The following is a 20,173-nucleotide window of genomic DNA, read 5'->3' as shown; positions in this document are numbered from 1 at the left end:
CTTTCGCCGGTCGCCGCCGGGGGGTGGGTGTGGCGTCGTCAGCGCTGGGGGGAGCTTTGCGGGGCGGGTTCGGCGGGGTCCGGCACGGGGGCGTTGCGGCGGCGCAGCAGCGCCCAGGCGCCCAGGGCGAGACCGCCCGCCGGGATCTCGATGGTGTACGTCCAGAAGCCGAACAGCAGCGCGGCGGCGGCGCCCTCGGCCGCGGACTCGCCGAAGTAGACCAGCAGGGTGGCGACCCCGCCCTCCATGATTCCGGCACCGCTCGGGGTGATCACCGCCGTGGTGAGCACCCGGCTGAGCGCGAAGACCGCGATGGTCTCCGCGGGGCCTGGGTAGGCGCCGGTCGCGACCAGGCAGGCCGCCATGATCAGGCACTGGAAGGCGAGGAACGCGATCATTCCGCCGGACAGGCCGGGCCAGCGGCGGTGCACGATCTCGGCCGTGTCGCCGCGCAGGCGCTCGATCGCCGCCGAGGCCCAGCGGTCGGGCGGGCGGATCGCCGGCGGCGCGAGCCGTACGGCGGCGTCGAGGGCGCGGCCCAGGAGGCGGGCGGCGCGGTCCCAGTACAGGGCGGCGGCGACCACGGCGACGAGGGCGAGGATCGACACCGCGCCCACCCAGCCGGCGTTGGCCACGGTGGGGTTGGGCGCCTTGCCCGCGGAGAGCAGGGCGACGATGCCGACGGCGGGCAGGATGAATCGGAACAGGGTGTTCCAGATGCCCGAGACGAGGGTGGAGACCACCACCGGGCGGACGGGGAAGCCCCAGCCCTTGGTCATCGCGAAGGTCATCGCGATGCCGGCCGCGCCGCCGAACGGCAGCAGGTTGCTCACCGCGCTGCCGCCCGCGTTGAGCGTCAGCGCCTGCAGGTGGGTGAGGCCGGGGAGCGAGGAGGTGAGCACGAAGGTGTACGCCAGGAGGCTGGCGATCCACAGCAGCGTCATCAGGCCGATCATGGGCAGGCTCAACCCGGCGAACTGGGCGCCGATCTCGGCCCAGCTCACCTTGGTCTTGGTGAGGGCCTGCACGATCTGCGGCAGGAAGACGACCAGGGCGACGGCGAGGGCCAGCGAGGCCACGGACAGCACGATCTGCACCCACGTGTTCCTCATCGCCGGTCCCCCATAAGGTCGTCGTTCCCCTGGCCCGTTCCCCCGGAGCCGTTCCCCGGTTCGTCGCGATCCGCTCGCCGCGGCCCGTCCGCACCACGCGAGCGGGCCGGTTGCCGCGCTTCACCCGAGCGGTCGGTTCCGCCCGGTCGTTCCTGTTCCAGCGGTCACCACCTGGATGCCCGCGCGGGCCGTCCACCCCACGTGGACGGCCCGTCGAGCTCCCAGTTCAGTCTGCCGGACCCGCACGTCATGCTTATCGTGCTTCCGGCCCCGGCTCATCCTTCTTTTGGAGGACCCAACCCTTACGGGACGCCTCGTAGGAGGGTAGGGGTCACTTCGGCCAGGAGTCGAAGGGATGGCGCAGGCGCGTGCCCGCGGGCAGATCGCGGCGCACGTACCACTCGGTGCCGAAGACCAGGCGGTACAGCGGGCCGGGGAGCTTGAGCATCAGGGCGAGGGTGCGGTCGCCGTCGCCGCCCTTGGTCTGGGTGGCGTGCGCGGCCATGCTGGCCCGCTTGGCCTTGGCGAACCGGCGTACGTTGATCCGGTGGGTGATCGCCGAGCCGGGGGAGTAGGCGCTCTCGAACGCCCGGATGTCGAAGTCGGGGGGAAACCGGTAGAAGCGCCCGGCGAGGCGCAGCAGCCGCAGCAGCGGGTCGCGGTTGACGGTCGCCTCCAGCACGATCGGCGTGCCCGCGATCTCGGCCGCGCGCCTGCCGACCCGGTGCACCTGCACGTGGTCGGGGTGGCCGTAGCCGCCCGCCGGGTCGTAGATCGTCACGAGGTCGGCCTTCTCCTCGATGAGGACGTCGGCCAGCTTCCGCGCGGCCTGTTCGGTGTCGGCGTCCATGAAGGCGTCCGCCGGGCGGTCCTCGGGCGCGCCGCCGCCGGTGGCCAGGCCCGAGTCGCTGTAGCCGAGCCGTACGACCCGGGCCACGCCGAGGCCCGCGGCCGACTTGTACAGCTCGGCCATGCGCGCTTCGCCGAGCCGGTCGCCGTGCGGCAGCTCGGCCAGGCCGCGTTCGCCCGCCGTGGCCACCACGAGGACGACCCGGTGTCCCTCCGCCGCCAGCATGGCCATGGTCCCGGCCGTCAGCAGCGCTTCGTCGTCAGGATGAGCGTGGAAGAAGACCGCTGTGCGTGACACCTCAGCAATGATTCCATGCGCCGGTTCATGATCGTCCCCTGCCCGTCCCGGACGCTGCGGCGTTAGGGTGTGCCCGGTGAGGATCCTTCACGTCAGTGACTGTTACCTGCCCCGGCTGGGAGGCATCGAGGTACAGGTCGCCGACCTGGTGCGGGCGCAGCGGGAGGCCGGGCACGAGGTGCGGGTGGCGACGGCGACCGCCGGGCCGCCCATCGACGGGGTCGTCCGCGTCGTCGCCGCCCTGCCGTACGATCTGCCGGTGCATCCGCGCGGCACGAGCAGGCTGCTGCGGGTGATGACCGCGTACCGTCCCCAGGTCGTGCACGTGCACACCGGGGCGGTCTCGCCGTTCGCGTGGATGGGCGTGCGGGCCGCGGCGCGGGCCGGGCTGCCGGTGGTGGTCACCGTGCACAGCATGTGGGATCCCGTCACCCGGGGCGTCTACCGGGCGCTGAACGCGATGTTCCACTGGAACCGCTGGGGGCTGGTGGGCACGGCGGTCAGCGAGGCCGCCGCGCGGCCGATCCGGCGGGTGGCGGGGCCGCGGGTGCCGGTGCGGGTGGTGTCCAATGGTCTTGACCTGTCGGCCTGGCGGCCCACCGGTCCGGTGCGGCGTCCCGATCGCGACGGGGCCGTGCACGTGGTGGCGGTGGGGCGGCTCGCGCCGCGCAAGCAGCCGTTGCGGCTGCTGAAGCTGTTTGAGGAGGCGCGGCGGCGGGTGTCCCCGGGCGTCGAGATGCGGGCGACGGTCGTCGGGGACGGGCCCGCGCGGGCCTCGATGGAGCGCTACCTGCGCTCGCGGGGCATGCGGTGGGTGTCGATGCCCGGGCGGTACACCCGGGAGCAGATCCGTGAGCTGCTCGACTCGGCCGACGTGTTCGTCGCTCCGGCGCCTCGCGAGTCGTTCGGGCTGGCGGCGCTTGAGGCGCGGGCGGCGGGGGTGCCGGTGGTCGCGCGGGCGCAGAGCGGGGTCGCCGACTTCGTACGGCCCGGCAAGGAGGGTTTGCTGGGGCGCAGCTTCCAGGAGCTGGCGGTGTCGGTGGCGAGGCTCGCCGGGGACGCCGGGTTGCGGAGGGCGATCGCCGAGCACAACCGGGCGACGGAGCCGGTCAGATGCTCCTGGCCGGCGGTGCTGGCGGGGTTCGACCGGTGCTATGAGCTGGCGGTGGAGCGCGGAGGCGGGGCGTCGGGCCGCGCCGCCCGGTGAGAACGGGGTGGGATCGGGGCGGCGGACGGGCCGCTCCGGTCGGCGGGCTATCGGCGGGGCTAGAAGGGGAGGCGGCGGCCGGACGGGGTGCGCAGGTCGAGGGGCTCGGGGCGCTTCGGGGGCCGGGGCCGTTGCACGATCTGGATCCTTCTCATGGCTCCATCTCCTCTCGTTGATCTTAGACTTCCCATGCGGACGGTTGATGAACACGTACTTGTGCGCATTGAGGAAAAGTGACTGCTCGCAGCGGCCGAGGAAGTCCGTCGGCACCTCCCCCTCATCGGCGGCGGTGACGGGTCAGGCATGTCAGGTCAGCCATGTCGGGTCAGGCATGTCGGGTCAGGCATGTCGGGTCAGGTATGGCGTGGCCGGAGGAACCATGGAGAGTGGGGTGACGTGCTCGACGTTGCGGCCGATCGGATTGAATCTCCCATCACGTCCAAGAGCGTAGGAAACGCATGTTTCGGACAAAGCGTGTAAATGTTTCCTTTGTGCTTCACCGTCGTGGAACGCCGCGGTGAGGCCGCGACGCTCCGCCGTGAGCCCCGGGCGGGTCGGCGGCGCGCGGCGCGACCGGACCGGGGCCGCCGGCGGAGGCGGAATAGGAGGGCGCGCGGGACGGTTTGCGGCGGCATGGAGCAGAACCGACGAGGCCGGGTGCGGGTCGAGCCGACGGCCAAACGTGTACGCGTCTACCTGGACGGGCGGGCGATCGCGGACAGCACGCGGGTGCTGATGGTGTGGGAGGTGCCGTACTATCCCACCTATTATTTCCCCCTCGATGACGTCGATCGCGGCCTGCTGCAGGCGACCGGGGAGACCCGGCACTCCCCGAGCAGGGGCGAGGCGCACGTTCACTCGGTGGGCGACCGCCAGGACGCCGCGCTGGTCTACCTCGACTCGCCGATGGAGGAGATCAAAGGGCACGTACGGTTCGATTGGGGCGCGATGGATGCCTGGTTCGAGGAGGACGAGGAAATCTTCACGCACCCTCGCGACCCGTACAGCCGGGTCGACATCCTGGCGAGCAGTCGGCACGTCCGGGTCGAGATCGACGGGGTCACGGTCGCCGACTCGCACAGCCCGCGGATCCTGTTCGAGACCGGGTTGCCGCCGCGCTACTACCTGCCCAAGACGGACGTGCGGCTCGACCTGCTCGAACACACCGACACGGTCACCCACTGCCCCTACAAGGGGGAGGCGGAATACTGGTCGGTGGTCCTCCCGGACGCCGACGCGGGTGTCGATAAGGGTGCCGACAAGGGCGCCGATAAGGACGCCCACAAGGACATCGTGTGGTCGTACCGGATGCCTCTGCCGGAGAGTCAGAAGATCGCCGGGCTGATGTCGTTCTACAACGAGAAGGTCGACATCTACCTCGACGGGGTCCTCCAGGAACGCCCGAAGGCGAAATTCTGAGATACGGCACGCGCGTTCGGCGCGGTTATCAGGGGTGGGTTTTTCCCGCCCCTGATTTGGCGTGCCCGCACGGACTTTTGATCCCGATTGCTCCGGTTAAGGCGGCGTAAGAGGCGAAATGTCTGATCTTGCGTTAGATTTAACATGCGATCGTATCGACAGATCATCCGCTCCCCCCTACGCTCGAAATCATGTCGCTGCGACTCTACGACACGTACAGCCGTGCGGTCCAGGAATTCACGCCGCGTCGTGGCGGTGAAGTGTCCATTTATATCTGTGGCCCGACCGTGGTGGTCCCGCCGCACGTCGGACAGCTTCGATGCCAGGTTGGCTTCGACGTCCTCGCCCGCTGGATGGAATATCTCGGGTGCCGGGTGACGCTGTGCAGAAATGTCACCGACATGGAGGACATGATTCTGCGCCGCGCATTCACGGAAAACGTGCCGTGGTGGCTGATCGCGGAGGACAATTACCGTTCTTTTTTCTACGCGTACGACCTGCTCAACTGTCTCCCGCCCACCGTGGAACCACGCGCCACCGGCCATGTCCTGGAGATGATCGAACTCATCGAGGAACTGATTAAGGCGCGGCACGCCTACGTGTCCGACGGCGACGTCTATTTCTCGGTGAGCTCGTTCCCCGAGTACGGCCGGCTCTCCCGGCAGCGGCGCGAGCACATCCGGCTGCCCGGCGAGCCGGGCGCGGGCAAGCGCGACCCCTCCGACTTCGCGCTGTGGAAGCGGGCCAAGCCGGGCGAGCCGTTCTGGCAGACCCCGTGGGGCGAGGGCAGGCCGGGCTGGCACCTGCAGTGCTCGGTGATGGCCCGCAAGTACCTGGGCCGGGAGTTCGACATCCACGCCGGCGGGGCCCACCTGATCTTCCCGCACCACGAGAACGAGATCGCCCAGTCCCGGGCGGCGGGCGACCGGTTCGCCCGGTTCTGGCTGCACGGCGGCACGGTGACCCGCGGCGGGGAGAAGATTCACAAGTCGGCCGACAGCCCGTTCTCGCTGGCGCGCGTCCTCGCCGACGTCCGGCCGATCGAGCTGCGGTACTACCTGGCGACGCCGCACTACCGCTCGGACCTGGAGTTCTCCCGTACGGCCCTGCGCGACGCGGCGGCGGCCTTCCGCCGCATCGAGGGCTTCGCCCTGCGCGCCTCCCACCGGCTGCCGCACGCCGCGCCCGCCGCCGAGGTCCCCGCGGAGTTCGCGGCGGCGATGAACAACGACCTGAACGTGCCCCGCGGCCTCACCGTCGTCTGGGCGGCGGTGAACGACGGCAACCGCGCGCTCGCCGCGGGCGACGAGGAGGGGCTCGCGGACGCCTACACGCGGCTGCGCGCCATGCTCGGGGTGCTCGGCCTCGACCCCCTCGACGAGCGGTGGGCCAGGCGGCGCGCCCGCGACGCGCGGCTGGAGGGCACCGCCCTCGCCCTGGCCGATCTGGTCACGGGCCTGGCGGACACGGCCAGGGCCCGCGGCGACGACGCGCTCGCCGACCGGCTGCTGGCGCAGGTGGGCGTCGCGATGAGCGGCGTGCGCCCGCACCGCGACGAGACCGGCTGCCCTCCCGCGTCCGTCGCCGGATGACCTCCTCTCTCCGGACGCCCCTGACGCTCCTGACGCCCCGGCGTCGCGTGCCGGACCCGGTGCCGATCCCGGCGCCGACCCCTCCGGCGGCCCCGGTGGTCCCGGTGGCTCTGATGGTCCCGGCGGCGGCCCCGGCGCCGGCCGCGCGGACCGTCGCCGTGCGACGCGTCCGCGCCGGCCGTCGTACCGGCCGCCCCGCCGGTGCCGGATGCCCAGTCAGCGTCGGATGCCCCGCTAGCGCCGGATGACGTGGAGTACGCTGGCGATCCGCTCGGCGGCGGTCACGATGTCCGACGCGTGACCGATACGACCCGCCCAGGAGAGCCAGAAATACCACTCGCCGTCGGCGGAGTCGGCCGCCAGCACGTCCTCGGTGACCGAGGGCGCGAGCGGGTTGATCACCCGCAGCCGGGGATACAGACCGGAGGGCGCCGACAGACGCACCTGGAAGGCGTGGGCCTCCAGTTGAGCGGCGAGCCGCTCCAGATGTTCGCGGGCCTCGTGCGCCGTGCCCTTGAGATCTGTTGTGGTCATTGTTGGTCTCCCGGTCGAGATGGTGGGACGGCCGCCTGGGGACGACCGTCATGGGACAGAGTGAACCGGCGGCGACGGTCCATCAATCGGTGGATATTTCGTGATCAGTGGAATACACGCGGATTCGGCGTACTTTGCGTGGAGTGGGCACGGAGTTACGGCCTCGTTCCCGTAACAGTCGGCGCGTTATCGTGGTTCCAGGTTTACATCGGGGAAACATTCGTACGACCCAACACTCCGACGCGGAGGGTGTGGATGGCCCGTGGAGAGCACTCGCCGGCGTGCGCGCGCCGCTGGCGGCAGCAGGCCGAGGCGCGGCAATGGACCATGTGGCAGACCGTCCAAGCGATCCATGGATGCTGTGGCGTCGGTCTGCTCAAGGCACATCGGCTCGCCCGAGGCTGGTCCGCCCGCCAGGCGATCCAGGAGCTTGAGTACCTCTGTGACGACAACGACCTCGGCTCCCCCCGCGCCAGCATCGACCTGCTGAACGCCTGGGAGAACGGCCGCGCCCGCCCCCGCCCGCAGACCATCGACCTGCTGGCCCGGCTGTATAAGGCGAACGCCGTGCGCCTCGGCCTCGCCGCCGACTACTGCGAGGACGGCGACACGCAGAAGGTCGTCGTCGTCCAGGCGGGCGGCCAGGACGGTCCGGTCGGCCAGTCGATCATCGAGGAGGCCGACGACGACGCCGACCGTCGCGCGCTCTTCCACGACATGCTGCTCAGCACGGCCCTGCCCGGCGGGCGCTTCTTCGCCGAGGTGGAGCGCACCCGCCAGGACATCGACCTCGCCCTCGCCGCGGGCAACGCCACCGAGGACCAGCTCGACCGGCTCGACGAGCAGGTCCTGCGGTTCCGCCGCGAGTACATGGACACCGCGTCGGTGACGATGCTGTGCCGGCTCATGCTGGAGCTGTCCGGGGTGCGCCGCCTGCTCGCGCTGCGCCAGCCCGCCGCCGTACAGCGCCGCCTGCTGCACGCCACCACGATGCTCGCCCTGCTCGCCGCCGACGCGCTGATGCGGCTCGGCGACACCCGGCAGGCCGCCGCCTGGTACGGCACCGCCCGCACCGCCTCCGACGACATCGGCGACCTGCGTCTGCGCGCCCTGGTCCGGGCCCAGGAGACGATGCTCTCCTACTACTACGGCGACCTCACCGACACCGTACGGCTCGCCCGCGAGGCTCGCATGCTCGCCGGAAACGCCCCCAGCTCCCCGGCGGCGCTGGCGGCGGCGGCCGAGGCGCGGGCGCTGGCCCGCCTCGGCGACCGCAAGGCGGCCAAGGCGGCGCTCGCCGAGGCCGAGCAGATCTTCGCCCGGATGCGCGGCAGCAGCCAGGACGACCTCGCCTTCGCCTTCTCCGAGCGGCGCCTGCACTTCTACCGCACCGGCACGCTGATCGAGCTCGGTGCCTTCCAGGTGGAGGAGTCCGCGCTGCGCTCGGGCGAGAGCTTCCACAGCCTCGACCTGGGTCTGGTGCTGCTGGAGCAGGCCGAGCACCTGGCCCGCGACGGCGACATGGAGGGCGCCTGCGGCCTCGCGGTGGAGGCGCTGCTCCAGGTGCCGATCGAGCAGCGCACCTCGATCGTGGTGAACCGGGCGCACGCGCTGCTCACCTCGGTGCCGCCGGAGCAGCGGGACGCGCAGGCCGTACGGCACCTGCACGAGCTGCTCATGGACACCCTGCCGCAGACGCCGCTGGCCCAGGCGCTCGCCGTGCAGACGCTGGCGACCCAGTTCCCGCAGCGCTCCGCCGAGCAGGAGGGCCACGAGTCCGCCGCGTCCCGCACGGCCGCACGGGACGATCTCGCCCGCGACCTCGGGCATGATCTCCAACGCGATCTCGGGCACGACGTCCAACGCGACCTGGGGCGGGTCCCCTCCGAGCACGCGCGGCCCGGGCGGCCCACGATGGACTTCGCGTGATCGCCGGGGCCCTCGCCGAGGAGGTTTTCGGCGTCCTGCACTCGGTCGGCGGGCGGCTCGGGGTGAACACTCGGGGCGCGCAACTGCTGCGGCTGCGCAGCAACGCCGTGTTCAAGCTGCGCACCGGCGTGATCGTCCGGATCACCGCCACGCCCGACCTGATCCCCCAGTTCCAGGCCGCGCTCGCGGTGGCGCGCTGGCTCGCCCGGCGCGGCTTCCCCTCCGTACGGCCCGCCGACGACATCTCCGACGAGCCGATCGAGCACGACGGACGCATCGTCACCTTCTGGCAGTACGTCCCGGTCAGCGGCCGTCCCACCACCCGGGAGCTGGGCCGCATCCTGCGCCACCTGCACCGCCAGCCGGTGCCCCCGTTTCCGGTCAAGCGCCTGGCCGACCCCCTCGCCGAGGTGCGCGGCGCGGTGGAGTCGCGCTCGGAGGTGCTCACCTCCGACCAGCGGGCGTGGCTGCGCGACCGCATCGACGAGCTGACCGAGCGCTGGAACGATCTGGAGAGTTGCGGCCCGCCGGTGCTGCTGCACGGCGACGCGTGGATCGACAACCTGCTGCGCCGCCGCGACGGCCACGCGCTGCTGTGCGACTGGGACGGTGTGGCGGTCGGGCCCCGTGAATGGGATCTGGTGCACACCTACCACGGGCAGCGCCGCTTCGGCCTGTCGGAGTGGGAGGTGGACGCGTTCGCCCGCTCCTACGGCTTCGACCTGCGGGAGTGGCCCGGGTACGGCACCCTGATGGAGATCAGGGACATGTACGCCATCGGCATCCACATCCGTAACGCGGCCGGGGATCCGTTCTCCCGGCGTGAGCTGCCGCGCCGCCTCGACTCGCTGACCAGCGGCGATGGGCAGGCACGGTGGTACATGGCCGAGCCCGCGGTCGGCGTAAGGTGACGACCCGGCGTACGCTGCGTTCATGCCGACCCCTCTGCCCCTGTCCACGTCCCCGGCCGGGCCTGTGCCCAAGCCCACGTCCAGACCCATGTCCGGGCCTATGTCCGGGCCCATGTCTGGGCCTACGACCGGGCCTGCTGCGGGGCCCACGTCCGGCGGGACGCCTCCCACGGTCGCGGGCAAGGTCATGCGCATCCTGGCGGCGTTCGTCCCGGGCGACGTACGGCTGACGCTGACCGAGATCTGCCGCCGTGCCGACCTGCCGCTGGCGACCGGGCACCGCCTCATCGCCGAGCTGGTCACGGGCGGCTTCCTGGAGCGGCTGCCGGACGCGTCCTACCGGGTGGGCACCCGGCTGTGGCAGATCGGCACGCAGGCGGCCGGGCCGCGCGGGCTGCGGGAGCTGGCGTTGCCGTACATGCTGGACCTGTACGCCGAGACCCGGGAGAACATCCAGCTCGCGGTGCTGCACGAGGGCCGGGCGATGTACATCGAGCGGCTGCGCGGGCCCAAGTCGGTGCCGGTGCTGACGCGGGTCGCCTCCGAGCTGCCGCTGCACGCCACCGGTGTCGGCAAGGTGCTGCTCGCCTTCAGCCCGCCCGAGCTCGCCGAGCGGCTGCTGGCCCGCAAGCTCACCTCGCACGCGCCCAACACGATCACCGACCCGGGGCGGCTGCGCGCCGACCTGGCCGAGATACGCCGGACCGGTCTGGCCTACACCTGTGAGGAGATGTCGATCGGGACCTGCTCGGTCGCGGCGCCGGTGTACGGGCCGGGGGAGGAGGTGGTCGCCGCGCTGTCGGTGGTGGCGTGGCGGCACAGCTCGGACGTCAAGCGCTTCGGCGCGGTGGTGCGCACGGCGGCCCGTCTGCTCTCCCGGGACCTGGAGATTCGCTGACCTCCGCGCCTCCGGGTTCCGGTGGGTGGAAGCGCGGGCCGTTCGCCCTGGCCACGTGATTGGAGGATCGGTGGTATGCGAACTCAGGTCGGAATCGTAGGGGCCGGACCGGCGGGCCTCCTGTTGTCTCATCTGCTCCATCTGCGCGGCATCGACTCGGTCATCCTGGAGCTGCGGAGCAGGGCCTACTGCGAGAGCCGGGTACGCGCCGGAGTGCTCGAACAGGGCACCGTGGACATCCTCAACGCCGCCGGGGTGGGCGACCGCATGCGCCGCGAGGGCCTGCCGCACCTCGGCATCGAGCTGCGGTACGGCGGCGCGGGCCACCGCATCCCCTTCGAGCGGCTCGTGCCCGGCCGGGCGATCACCGTGTACGGCCAGCAGGAGGTGGTCAAGGACTTGATCGCGGCGCGGCTGGAGGCGGGCGGCGCGATCCACTTCGAGGTGCCCGACGTCGAGCTGCACGACCTCGACACCGCCACGCCGTCCATCACCTTCCAGGGACAGCGGCTGGAGTGCGACTTCATCGCCGGCTGCGACGGCTTCCACGGCGTCTCCCGCCCGTCGATCCCCGAGGGCGTGCTCACCGTCTACGACCGCGTGTACCCCTTCGCCTGGCTCGGCATCCTGGCCCGGGTGAAGCCCTCCTCCGAGGAGCTGATCTACGCCGCCACCGACGACGGCTTCGCGCTGCACAGCATGCGCTCGCCCGAGGTCAGCCGCTTCTACCTCCAGGTGCCGCTCGACGCCTCCCTCGACGACTGGCCGGACGAGCGCATCTGGGCCGAACTGCGCAACCGCCTGGAGACCGTGCCCGGCTTCACCCTGGCCAGCGGCCCGATCATGGAGAAGGGCATCACGCCGATGCGCAGCTTCGTGGCCGAGCCCATGCGGTACGGCCGCCTGTTCCTGGCCGGCGACGCCGCCCACATCGTGCCGCCCACCGGCGCCAAGGGCCTCAACCTGGCGGCGGCGGACGTGCGCCTGCTCGCCGAGGCGATCGGCCACTGGTACGCCACCGGCTCGGCCGACCTGCTGGACGGCTACTCGGAGGCGTGTCTCAAGCGCGTGTGGCGCGCCCAGCACTTCTCCTGGTGGATGACGACCCTGCTGCACACGTTCGAGTCCGACGACGCCTACGGCCGCCGTCTCCAGCGCTCCTACCTGGACTACGTGACCTCCTCGGAGGCCGCCGCCACCACCCTCGCCGAGAACTACGTGGGCCTGCCGTTCGAACCGTTCGGTACCCTCGACGCCTGAGCCCTCGTCCGGCAAACCGGACCGCCGGATACACCATCGTGAACACTGTGTTAAGTCCGGCGTGTCCGGTTTCCTCCGGATTCCCGAAGGGGCAAAAGTACGGTCGTCCCCGCCCCAAGGAGGATGCAATGCTCAGGCGTACCCCGCTGTTCGGAAACAAGACCCGCGTGACCTTCTCCCTTCCCGCCGACCAGCCCGAGGGCGTGGTCAGCGTCGTCGGCGACTTCAACGACTGGCGCCCGGGCAGCCACGAACTGACCCGCCGCCGCAACGGCACCCGCACCGTCTCGGTGATCCTTCCCCGGGGAACCCATCGCTTCCGCTACCTCGCCACCGGCGGCCATTGGTTCGACGACGAGAACGCCGACCACATCGACCACGAGGGCAGCCTCATCCACCTCTGACCGGGCATCTCCCGCCCGCCGCTCTCCCTATCCGTCGGCCATGGCACCGACGACCAGGTAGGGCTCGGTGCCGGAGGCGACGGCCGGTGGGAGCGGAGCGTCGGGGGACTCGTGGGAGAGGTCCCGCTCGCAGGCGAAGAAGCGGACGAAGGCGCGGCGGCGCTGCGTGGCGTGGTCGCGGATGGTGCCGCGCAGCGCCGGGTAGCGGGCTTCCAGGGCGTCGAGGACGGAGCGTTGGGTGGGGTGGCCCCGCACAGGCAGTTCCACCTCGCCGTCCACCTGGGCGAGCACGCGCAGGTGCGCCGGGAGGACCACGCGGACGATCGACGTGTCCCGGCCCGTCGGCGGTCCCGTCGGCGAACTCATAGGATCAGCTCCTTTCTGGCGGACTTCTCGTGGGCCTCTTCGGGGACCTCTCCGTGGGCCTCTTCGGGGACCCTTTGCAGGATGAGGTTCGGGCCCGAGGTCAGGGCAGGGTCTGGACTGGACCTCGACGGACAGGACGGGCGGCAGGTCGCGGACGATGGGTGTCCACTCGTGGGCCTCTTCGGGGACCTTCCGAGGACCCTTTCGGGGACCCTTTGGAGGATGAGGTCCGGGTCCGGCGTCAGGGCAGGGTCTGGGCCTCGACGGACAGGACGGGCGGCAGGTCGTGGACGATGGGCGTCCAACTGTCGCCGGAGTCGGGCGAGACGTACACCTGGCCGCCGGTGGTGCCGAAGTAGACGCCGCACTCGTCGAGCGAGTCGACCGCCATGGCGTCGCGCAGCACGTTGACGTAGCAGTCCCGCTGCGGCAGGCCCTTGGTGAGCGGCTCCCATTCGCCGCCGCCGGTGCGGCTGCGGTAGACGCGCAACCGGCCGTCGAGCGGGAAGTGCTCGGAGTCGCTCTTGATCGGCACGACGTAGACGGTCTCCGGCTCGTGGGCGTGCACGTCGATCACGAAGCCGAAGTCGGTCGGCAGGTCGCCGCTGATCTCCCGCCAGGAGTCGCCGCCGTCGTCGCTGCGCATGACGTCCCAGTGCTTCTGCATGAACAGCACGTCGGGGCGCGAGGGGTGCAGGGCGATGTGGTGCACGCAGTGGCCCACCTCCGCGTCCTCGTCGGGGATGCCCCCCGACCGCAGGCCCCGGTTGATGGGCTGCCAGGTCTTGCCGTGGTCGTCGCTGCGGAACGTGCCCGCCGCCGAGATCGCCACGGTGATGCGCCCGGAGTCCCGCGGATCGAGGATGATCGTGTGCAGGCACATGCCGCCCGCGCCCGGCTGCCACTGCGACCCCGAGCCGTGCCCCCGCAGGCCGGCCAGCTCCTGCCAGGTCTGCCCGCCGTCCGCCGAGCGGAACAGGGCGGCGTCCTCCACGCCCGCGTACACGGTGTCGGGGTCGGTGAGCGAGGGCTCCAGGTGCCACACCCGGGCGAACTCCCACGGGTGCGGAGTGCCGTCGTACCACTGGTGGGTGCCCGGCACGCCCTCGTAGGCGAACTCGTTGCCCACCGGCCGCCAGCTCAGCCCGCCGTCGTCCGACCGCTGAATGACCTGCCCGAACCAGCCGCCGGACTGGGAGGCGTAGATCCGGTCGGGATCGGCCGGCGACCCTTTGAGGTGGTAGACCTCCCACCCGGCGAAGTGCGGCCCGCTGACCTCCCAGCGCTCGCGCCCGCCGTCCGAGGTCAGGATGAACGCGCCCTTGCGTGTGCCCACCAGCACCCGTACTCGACTCATGTCGACGTCCTCTCGCATGTGGCCGTCCCGTTGGCGCGGACGGCCCTTCCGGCCATGGCCTGACCTGCGGCGTGCCCCAACGGATCCCCTCCCGGGACGCCGTTGAAACGGCCTGGTCATGACCCATGAGGTTACGACCCGACACCGACAGAAAACTCATCGCGCATCCGACAAGATTTTCGAGCTTTATCGGAGTGAGTACTCACTTCGCTATTGACGGAGTGAGTACTCACTCCGTATGGTGGACGCATGACACAGACCCCACCCCGGCGCAGGGCGCCGGGCATGAGCCCCGAGCGGCGCAAGGCGATGATCGTCTCCGCCGCGCTTCCCCTCCTGGCCGAGTACGGCACCGCCGTCACCACCAGCCAGATCGCCAGGGCCGCCGGCATCGGCGAGGCCACGATCTTCCGCGTCTTCGCCGACAAGGAGGAGCTGCTCGGCGCCTGCATGAAGGAGGCGGTCCGGCCCGACCACGCGGTCAAGGAGATCGCCTCCATCCCGCTCGACCAGCCGCTGTCCGCCCGGCTCGTCGAGGCCCTCGAAGCGCTCGACGCCCACCTGACCCGCATCGGCACAATCGCGGGGGCGCTGATGGCCGGAGGCCACCGAGGTCGCGGCGCCTCCGGCGATCCCACCGCGCCCAGGGATCGCGGCAGGCCGGGCTCGCGCGGCGTGGACGCCAGGGCCGCGTCGATGGCGATGATCCGTGACGCGGTCGCCGACCTCTTCGAGCCGGAGCGGGACTCGCTGCGCCTCTCCGCCGAGCAGACCGCCGCCATCTTCGTCGGCCTGATGTTCGCCCGTCCCCGTCTGACCGCCGCCCGATCCTCCCAGGCCGCCCGCGCGGACTCACCGGGCGGGACGAACGCAACGGCTCCGCAGGACCCAGTGGACCAGGTGGACCCAGTGGACCAGGCGGGCCAGGCGGATCGCGCCGACCAGGCGGAGGGGGATCGGACGCCCTCGTCGAGCGCCCTGCTTGAGATCAGCCCGGCCGAGCTGGTCGAGGTGTTCCTGCACGGTGCCCTCGCTCCCGGACACGAGCCTCACGAGCGCCAAAATCCCCACGAGCCAAAGGAGGAAGGGTGACCATCGCCCTCAACCACACGATCGTCCCCGCCCTCGACCATCAGGAGGCGGCGAGCTTCCTCGCCGTCGTCCTGGGCCTGGAGTGCCTGCCCCCCTCCGGCGCGAAGGGCCACTTCATCCCGGTCAAGGTCAACGACGAGCTCACGCTGGAGTTCATGACCGTCGATTGCCCGGTGGGCGTGCACCTCGCCTTCGACGTGGACCCCGACGCCTTCGACGGCGTCCTGGCCCGCCTGCACGATCTCGGCGTCCCGTACGGAAACCGCCCCTGGAGCCCGGACAACGGCCGCACCGACCACCCGCTGTGCCCGCGCGGGCTGTTCTTCACCGACCGCACCGGCAACCTCTACGAGGTCATGTCCCCCCGCTGACGGCGCGGCGCTCCGCACGCGTTCACCCACCCGGCTCCGATCGGCGCCGTGCTCGACTGTCGGCGATCGGCCGTAGAGTGGCTTCGTCCACGCGGTCGTCCACAGGGAGGAAGTACATGGCCGAGCACGCCGAGGAGCCGGTGGGCGAGCGGCTGACGCTGATGGCCGTGCACGCCCATCCCGACGACGAGGTGCTCAGCACGGGCGGCGTGTTCGCGCAGGCCGCCGAACGGGGCATCCGCACCGTTCTGGTCACCTGCACCAACGGAGAGCAGGGGGACGGCGAGGGCGGCGCGAAGCCCGACGAGGACGGGCACGACGAGGCGGAGGTCAAGGCGAGCCGCCTGGCCGAGCTCCAGCGGTCGGCCGCCCACCTCGGCATCGAGCACGTCGAACTGCTGGGGTACCGGGACTCCGGCATGCCCGGCTGGGCCGCGAACGAGCACCCCGAGGCGTTCTGCAACATCCCGGTCGAACGCGCGGCGGAGCCGCTGATCGCGCTCATGGAGCGCTACCGCCCGGACGTGGTGGTGACCTACGACGAGAACGGCGGATACGGCCACCCCGACCACATCCAGGCCCACCGCATCGCCGTGTACGCGACCGAGACCAGCGGAATCCCGGCCAAGCTCTACTACACGACCGTGCCACGGCGGCGATCCAGGGAGCTCTTCGAACGCCTGCGCGCCACCCAGCCTGATTTCGACTTCGAGTTGCCGCCGGACTTCGGCACGCCCGATGAGGAGATCACCACGTTCGTGGACGTGTCCCCTTACGTCGAGCAGAAGCGCAAAGCGCTGGAGGCGCACGTCAGCCAGGCCGACAGCATCTTCTTCCTCCGCCTGCCCGTCGAGGCCCAGCACGAGATCTTCGGCGGCGAGGCGTTCATCCGCCGCCTCAATCGCGTCAACGCCCCGGATCGGGAGGACGACCTGTTCTCCGGGTTCTCGACAGGTGTGTGATCATCGCAGCCCGGGGTTTCGTCACCGTAGTCGCGTGGACGCCCCTGGATCGCGAGGACGACCTGTTCGCCGGGTTCCCTGCGCACGCATGATCACCGCAATCCGAGGTTATGTCCGCCGAGCAATGGATTCGCCGCGTTAGGACGTCATCGGTCGGTCCAGGTCCGGCTCAGGTCCGCCCTCTCGCGCGGGTCAGCGCACCCCGCTTGGACGGAACTGCACGCTGATCCGGGGGCCGAGGACCTTGGCGCACTTGGGGACGGCGTGCTCCCAGGTGCGCTGGCAGGTCCCGCCCATGACCAGCAGGTCGCCGTGGCCGAGTTCGTGCCGCCGGGCGTGCCCGCCGCCGCGCGGGCGCAGCAGCAGCGCGCGCGGAGCGCCGAGCGAGAGGATCGCCACCATCGTGTCCTCGGTGCTGCCGCGGCCGATCGTGTCGCCGTGCCAGGCGACGCTGTCGCGGCCGTCGCGGTACAGGCACAGCCCGGCCGTGCGGAACGGCTCGCCCAGCTCACGGGAGTAGTACGCGTTCAACGCGTCGATGGCCTCCTCCAGCAGGGGATCCGGCAGCGCCTCGTCCTCGCCGTAGAACTTGACCAGACGAGGCACGTCGACCACCCGGTCGTACATCCACCGTCGTTCGGCACGCCACGGCACGTTTCGCATCAGTCGCCCGAACAGCTCGTCGGCCCCGCCGAGCCATCCGGGTCGCACGTCGACCCAGGCCCCGTGGGCCAGCTCGGCGCGGTGGACCGTGCCTTCGAGGGGCCCCGGCCCGGTCTCCTCACACCAGTCCAGCAATGACCCTTGGAATACGCCTGTCATAGCGACAGTGTACGTCCCGATTTCAAACACATATTCGATCAAGCCTCGATTGATGGCCGCCTGGCTTCCCCAGATAGGCGATGGCCTCGCCGATCGCCCAAGCACGGCACGCCCACGGACGGCGCTTCCGCCTGCTCACCTCCCGTGCGGGGAGGGGTGGACGATGGTCGGCCTTCGCGGCGGGCCTCCTTATGGGCTTGTTTTCGCGTGGCTTGGACCTGCGTGGCGTGGACGGCGATCCCGCCGGTGCGCCTGCGATGCGGGGAGAGGTGGCGGGGAGAGGTGGCGGGGAGAGGCGGCGGAGAGAGGGGGACGACGGTCAGCCTTCTCGGCGGGCGCGGGCGCGGCGCTTGCCCTCGTGCATCGCCTGGACTCGTGCGGTGGGGATGGTGCGCCCTTCCTCGATGAGGTCGGCGGGCACGCGGCAGGGCACGGGCATGTGCTCGGCCCAGGGGTCGTGGTCGGCGAGCAACGTGGGCACGGTGCGGACGGTGAAGTCGGAGGGGTGGACGCGGCCGAGGTCCTCCCAGGCCACGGGGAACGAGACCGGCAGGCCGGGACGGAGGCGGGGGCTGTAGGCCGCCACCACGGTCGCTCCGCCGGCGCGGGAGGAGTCGAGCAGGACCCGGCCGCCGCGGTCTTCGCGGATGTAGGCGGTGGTCGCCAGTTCGGGGTCGAGGCGCTCGGCGCGGGCGGCCAGGGCGCGGGTGGCCGCGGCCACCTCCTCGTGCGTCGCGTCCGGCTCGACCGGGACGAACACGTGCAGCCCCTTCGCCCCGCTGGTTTTGACGACGCCGGTCATACCGGCTTCGGCGAGAGTTTGCCGTACCAGGTGGGCGGCGCGTACCGCCAGGTCGAACGCGTCCGGGGACGGTGGGTCGAGGTCGAGCACCAGATGAGTGGGGTGGTCCCAGCGCTCGGCCCGGAACAGCGCCGGGTGATACTCCACCGCGCGCTGGTTGCCAAACCACAGCAAGGTGCGCCGGTCGTCGCACAGCGCATAGGTGACCTCGCGCCCGGAGCTCTCGGCCCACATCGCGACCCTCGGCACCCACACCGGGGTGTATTTGGGCAGGTTCTTCTGCATGAACGCGTCCTGGCCGCGCAGGATGCGCATCACCGACAACGGTCTCCCCGCCAGATGAGGGATGATCCGCTCGGCGACGGCGTCCAGATAGTCGATGAGGTCACGTTTGGCGGCGTCCGCCCCTTCGAACAGCGGCTGGTCGAGATTGGTCAGCGCCACCCCGTCCCGCGTCTCGCCGCCGGAGTCGTCCTTCCTGCTCAACGGGCACCGCCTGTGAGCGCCGCGATCATGTGCCCGCCATCTGCCGAGCCGGTCGGTCCCCGCGATCCAGTGTCATCCATGTCCTCAGCCTGCCCTCCGGTCGCGGAATGACTCGATGATCTCGGATGATTCCGCTCTCACCCTTCCCATGCGACCACACGCCTCCGACAAACACACAAGACCGAGACCGGGGGTGCGGGTGGAGTCTCCGGGGCACGGCGGGCGCGGTAGGAGGCGGCCTTGATGTGGTTTCGGCGGGTGGTGGGGTGAAGCGGCGGTGCCGGGGAGGGGTTGCTGACGTCCGCACTGCCTCGCCCGATCCTGGTGGAGGGCCACCTGAGCCGCTCTCGCTGCCGGATCACCGGCGGCCTCCGCCTTCCCTGAGGGCGCGTTGGCGTCGGCCTCATCATGGACGGCGCGGCGCTGTCCCACCTGGGCGGAACGGTGATCGCCGCTGATCACCTGGAGATCGGCGGGGGCCTGCGGGCCGAGAAGGGGTTCGACTGCGAGGGCGCCTGGGGCCTGATCGCCGTCGGCTGGATCCTGGCGACCGCCATCGCCGCCGGTCCCACCCCTCTCTCCGCCGCGCCTGAAGCGGGATGGTCGGCGGGTGGGTCAGACGTAGGTGTCGTAGCCGAGCTTCACCGCCACGAGAAGGCCGCACAGGGCCGCGAGGACGCGCAGGGACTGCCCGGGAAGGCGGCGGGCGATCGCCGGGCCGATCCAGCCGCCGACCAGGAAGCCTGCGGCGAGTGGGAGGACGGCGGACCACTGGACCGGGCCGAACAGGGCGAAACCGATGGCGGCCACGGTGTTCGCCAGCATGGCCAGAACGTTCTTGATCGCGTTGATCGTGGCGGGCGTGCGATCGAGTACGGCGGTGAGGATTGCCATCATCAGCACGCCGCCCGCCGCGCCGAAGTAGCCGATGTAGATCGCGACCGCGAACAGGGCGGCACGGAACAGGATGCCGTGGTCCCCGCGTTGCCGGTCGCCTCGGCCCAGGCGGGGCGGGCGCAGCAGCAGAAGCGAGGCCCCTGCGATCAGTAGCGGCGCGATCAGCTCGAACGTCGCCGACGGCGTCACCAGCAGCAGCGCCGCGCCGGTGGCGCCGCCAAGCACGCCGAGCAGGCCCAGCCGCAGCAGGCGCGGCCACTCGTCGGCGAGCTCCGCCCGCGATCCGGCGGCGGCGCCGATCCCGGTGAACATCAGGGCCACCGTATTGGTGACATTCGCCGACAACGGGGACAGGCCAAACGCCAGCAACGCCGGGTACGACACGACCGAGGCCAGGCTCACGACCGTGCTCACCACACCCGCCACCAGGCCGACCCCGATCAGGCCCAGGAAGTCGATCACCGGTCCACTCAACCACGCGGTTTAAACGATCAACCAGCGGGTGGGCTCATAGGAACGGATGTGGGTGGGTCGGGTGATGTGTGGCCGGGGGTGTGCGGTGTGGGAGTGCGGGGTGGGCTATGGCCGTGCGGGTGGTCATTGGG

The 20,173-nt window shown here is 71.1% G+C and carries 19 protein-coding genes; 11 read left to right on the top strand and 8 right to left on the bottom strand.

What is annotated here, in order from left to right:
- Window positions 1-38: 38 nt before the first annotated feature.
- Both AB0K60_RS07585 and AB0K60_RS07580 read right to left on the bottom strand, forming a co-directional pair.
- On the bottom strand, window positions 39-1,112 hold the full coding sequence (locus AB0K60_RS07585) for a lysylphosphatidylglycerol synthase domain-containing protein (RefSeq protein WP_364049704.1): 1,074 nt from the start codon (window positions 1,110-1,112) through the stop codon (window positions 39-41).
- A 331-nt stretch (window positions 1,113-1,443) separates the two neighbouring features.
- Window positions 1,444-2,259 carry a PIG-L family deacetylase gene (locus tag AB0K60_RS07580; RefSeq protein ID WP_364049702.1) on the bottom strand — a complete coding sequence of 272 codons (816 nt, stop codon included), beginning with the start codon at window positions 2,257-2,259 and terminating at the stop codon, window positions 1,444-1,446.
- A gap of 76 nt (window positions 2,260-2,335) precedes the next feature.
- Here AB0K60_RS07580 and AB0K60_RS07575 point away from each other — a divergent pair, with 76 nt between their 5' ends.
- The 3 genes from AB0K60_RS07575 (at window position 2,336) to cysS (ending at window position 6,477) form a co-directional block, all read left to right on the top strand.
- Complete coding sequence (locus tag AB0K60_RS07575) at window positions 2,336-3,466, top strand: glycosyltransferase family 4 protein (RefSeq protein ID WP_364049700.1); 1,131 nt, start codon at window positions 2,336-2,338, stop codon at window positions 3,464-3,466.
- A gap of 633 nt (window positions 3,467-4,099) precedes the next feature.
- A complete protein-coding gene (locus tag AB0K60_RS07570; protein WP_364049698.1) occupies window positions 4,100-4,885 on the top strand; it encodes a DUF427 domain-containing protein in 786 nt (261 codons plus the stop codon).
- 191 nt (window positions 4,886-5,076) lie between these two features.
- Complete coding sequence (gene cysS, locus AB0K60_RS07565) at window positions 5,077-6,477, top strand: cysteine--tRNA ligase (protein ID WP_364049696.1); 1,401 nt, start codon at window positions 5,077-5,079, stop codon at window positions 6,475-6,477.
- Window positions 6,478-6,711: 234 nt separating this feature from the next.
- Here the strand turns inward: cysS and AB0K60_RS07560 are convergent, their stop codons facing one another.
- The gene (locus AB0K60_RS07560; protein ID WP_364049694.1) at window positions 6,712-7,011 is read right to left on the bottom strand and encodes a hypothetical protein; all 300 of its coding nucleotides are present in this window, start codon (window positions 7,009-7,011) and stop codon (window positions 6,712-6,714) included.
- 255 nt (window positions 7,012-7,266) lie between these two features.
- Between AB0K60_RS07560 and AB0K60_RS07555 the strand changes: the two genes are divergently transcribed.
- From AB0K60_RS07555 to AB0K60_RS07535, 5 genes are all read left to right on the top strand, one after another.
- Entirely contained in the window at window positions 7,267-8,940 is a 1,674-nt protein-coding gene (locus tag AB0K60_RS07555; protein WP_364049692.1) for a helix-turn-helix transcriptional regulator, read from the top strand.
- The gene (locus AB0K60_RS07550; RefSeq protein ID WP_364049690.1) at window positions 8,937-9,851 is read left to right on the top strand and encodes an aminoglycoside phosphotransferase family protein; all 915 of its coding nucleotides are present in this window, start codon (window positions 8,937-8,939) and stop codon (window positions 9,849-9,851) included. The genes AB0K60_RS07555 and AB0K60_RS07550 overlap by 4 nt, the downstream gene beginning before the upstream one ends.
- Before the next feature lie 112 nt (window positions 9,852-9,963).
- Complete coding sequence (locus AB0K60_RS07545) at window positions 9,964-10,749, top strand: IclR family transcriptional regulator (RefSeq protein ID WP_364049688.1); 786 nt, start codon at window positions 9,964-9,966, stop codon at window positions 10,747-10,749.
- A 75-nt stretch (window positions 10,750-10,824) separates the two neighbouring features.
- Window positions 10,825-12,009 carry a 4-hydroxybenzoate 3-monooxygenase gene (gene pobA / locus AB0K60_RS07540; protein ID WP_364049686.1) on the top strand — a complete coding sequence of 395 codons (1,185 nt, stop codon included), beginning with the start codon at window positions 10,825-10,827 and terminating at the stop codon, window positions 12,007-12,009.
- 128 nt (window positions 12,010-12,137) lie between these two features.
- Window positions 12,138-12,413 (top strand): isoamylase early set domain-containing protein, encoded by a 276-nt coding sequence (locus tag AB0K60_RS07535; protein ID WP_364049685.1) that lies wholly within the window; start codon window positions 12,138-12,140, stop codon window positions 12,411-12,413.
- A gap of 27 nt (window positions 12,414-12,440) precedes the next feature.
- On the opposite strand, the gene AB0K60_RS07530 is transcribed toward AB0K60_RS07535, so the two are convergent.
- Both AB0K60_RS07530 and AB0K60_RS07525 read right to left on the bottom strand, forming a co-directional pair.
- A complete protein-coding gene (locus tag AB0K60_RS07530) occupies window positions 12,441-12,779 on the bottom strand; it encodes a MoaD/ThiS family protein (protein WP_364049683.1) in 339 nt (112 codons plus the stop codon).
- Between the two features lie 241 nt (window positions 12,780-13,020).
- Entirely contained in the window at window positions 13,021-14,136 is a 1,116-nt protein-coding gene (locus tag AB0K60_RS07525; RefSeq protein WP_364049681.1) for an exo-alpha-sialidase, read from the bottom strand.
- A gap of 249 nt (window positions 14,137-14,385) precedes the next feature.
- On the opposite strand from AB0K60_RS07525, the gene AB0K60_RS07520 reads away from it, so the two are divergent.
- From AB0K60_RS07520 to AB0K60_RS07510, 3 genes are all read left to right on the top strand, one after another.
- Window positions 14,386-15,228, top strand: coding sequence for a helix-turn-helix domain-containing protein (locus AB0K60_RS07520; protein WP_364049679.1), 843 nt, complete (start codon window positions 14,386-14,388; stop codon window positions 15,226-15,228).
- Window positions 15,225-15,599 carry a VOC family protein gene (locus AB0K60_RS07515; RefSeq protein WP_364049677.1) on the top strand — a complete coding sequence of 125 codons (375 nt, stop codon included), beginning with the start codon at window positions 15,225-15,227 and terminating at the stop codon, window positions 15,597-15,599. Before AB0K60_RS07520 ends, AB0K60_RS07515 begins: the two co-directional genes overlap by 4 nt.
- A 116-nt stretch (window positions 15,600-15,715) precedes the next feature.
- Window positions 15,716-16,561 carry a PIG-L family deacetylase gene (locus AB0K60_RS07510; protein WP_364049675.1) on the top strand — a complete coding sequence of 282 codons (846 nt, stop codon included), beginning with the start codon at window positions 15,716-15,718 and terminating at the stop codon, window positions 16,559-16,561.
- 192 nt (window positions 16,562-16,753) lie between these two features.
- On the opposite strand, the gene AB0K60_RS07505 is transcribed toward AB0K60_RS07510, so the two are convergent.
- The 3 genes from AB0K60_RS07505 to AB0K60_RS07495 form a co-directional block, all read right to left on the bottom strand.
- On the bottom strand, window positions 16,754-17,383 hold the full coding sequence (locus AB0K60_RS07505) for an alpha-ketoglutarate-dependent dioxygenase AlkB (protein WP_364049673.1): 630 nt from the start codon (window positions 17,381-17,383) through the stop codon (window positions 16,754-16,756).
- Between the two features lie 319 nt (window positions 17,384-17,702).
- Entirely contained in the window at window positions 17,703-18,671 is a 969-nt protein-coding gene (ligD, locus tag AB0K60_RS07500) for a non-homologous end-joining DNA ligase (RefSeq protein ID WP_364049671.1), read from the bottom strand.
- A 615-nt stretch (window positions 18,672-19,286) separates the two neighbouring features.
- Window positions 19,287-20,030: a sulfite exporter TauE/SafE family protein gene (locus tag AB0K60_RS07495; RefSeq protein ID WP_364049669.1), complete on the bottom strand. Its 744-nt coding sequence runs from the start codon at window positions 20,028-20,030 to the stop codon at window positions 19,287-19,289.
- Window positions 20,031-20,173: the final 143 nt, after the last annotated feature.

Source organism: Thermopolyspora sp. NPDC052614, assembly GCF_040678635.1.
In the GTDB taxonomy this organism is placed as follows: Bacteria; Actinomycetota; Actinomycetes; order Streptosporangiales; family Streptosporangiaceae; genus Thermopolyspora.
Note: the sequence above shows the minus strand (reverse complement) of the source record. Positions and strands in the feature narration are given on the sequence as shown.

Bases quoted from the DNA above. Each gene is read 5' to 3' on its own strand.
- AB0K60_RS07585 (WP_364049704.1), bottom strand. From the start codon at position 1,112: ATGAGGAACACGTGGGTGCAGATCGTGCTGTCCGTGGCCTCGCTGGCC.
- AB0K60_RS07570 (WP_364049698.1), top strand. From the start codon at position 4,100: ATGGAGCAGAACCGACGAGGCCGGGTGCGGGTCGAGCCGACGGCCAAA.
- cysS (WP_364049696.1), top strand. From the start codon at position 5,077: ATGTCGCTGCGACTCTACGACACGTACAGCCGTGCGGTCCAGGAATTC.
- AB0K60_RS07560 (WP_364049694.1), bottom strand. From the start codon at position 7,011: ATGACCACAACAGATCTCAAGGGCACGGCGCACGAGGCCCGCGAACAT.
- AB0K60_RS07555 (WP_364049692.1), top strand. From the start codon at position 7,267: ATGGCCCGTGGAGAGCACTCGCCGGCGTGCGCGCGCCGCTGGCGGCAG.
- AB0K60_RS07545 (WP_364049688.1), top strand. From the start codon at position 9,964: ATGTCTGGGCCTACGACCGGGCCTGCTGCGGGGCCCACGTCCGGCGGG.
- pobA (WP_364049686.1), top strand. From the start codon at position 10,825: ATGCGAACTCAGGTCGGAATCGTAGGGGCCGGACCGGCGGGCCTCCTG.
- AB0K60_RS07535 (WP_364049685.1), top strand. From the start codon at position 12,138: ATGCTCAGGCGTACCCCGCTGTTCGGAAACAAGACCCGCGTGACCTTC.
- AB0K60_RS07530 (WP_364049683.1), bottom strand. From the start codon at position 12,779: ATGAGTTCGCCGACGGGACCGCCGACGGGCCGGGACACGTCGATCGTC.
- AB0K60_RS07525 (WP_364049681.1), bottom strand. From the start codon at position 14,136: ATGAGTCGAGTACGGGTGCTGGTGGGCACACGCAAGGGCGCGTTCATC.
- AB0K60_RS07520 (WP_364049679.1), top strand. From the start codon at position 14,386: ATGACACAGACCCCACCCCGGCGCAGGGCGCCGGGCATGAGCCCCGAG.
- AB0K60_RS07510 (WP_364049675.1), top strand. From the start codon at position 15,716: ATGGCCGAGCACGCCGAGGAGCCGGTGGGCGAGCGGCTGACGCTGATG.
- AB0K60_RS07505 (WP_364049673.1), bottom strand. From the start codon at position 17,383: ATGACAGGCGTATTCCAAGGGTCATTGCTGGACTGGTGTGAGGAGACC.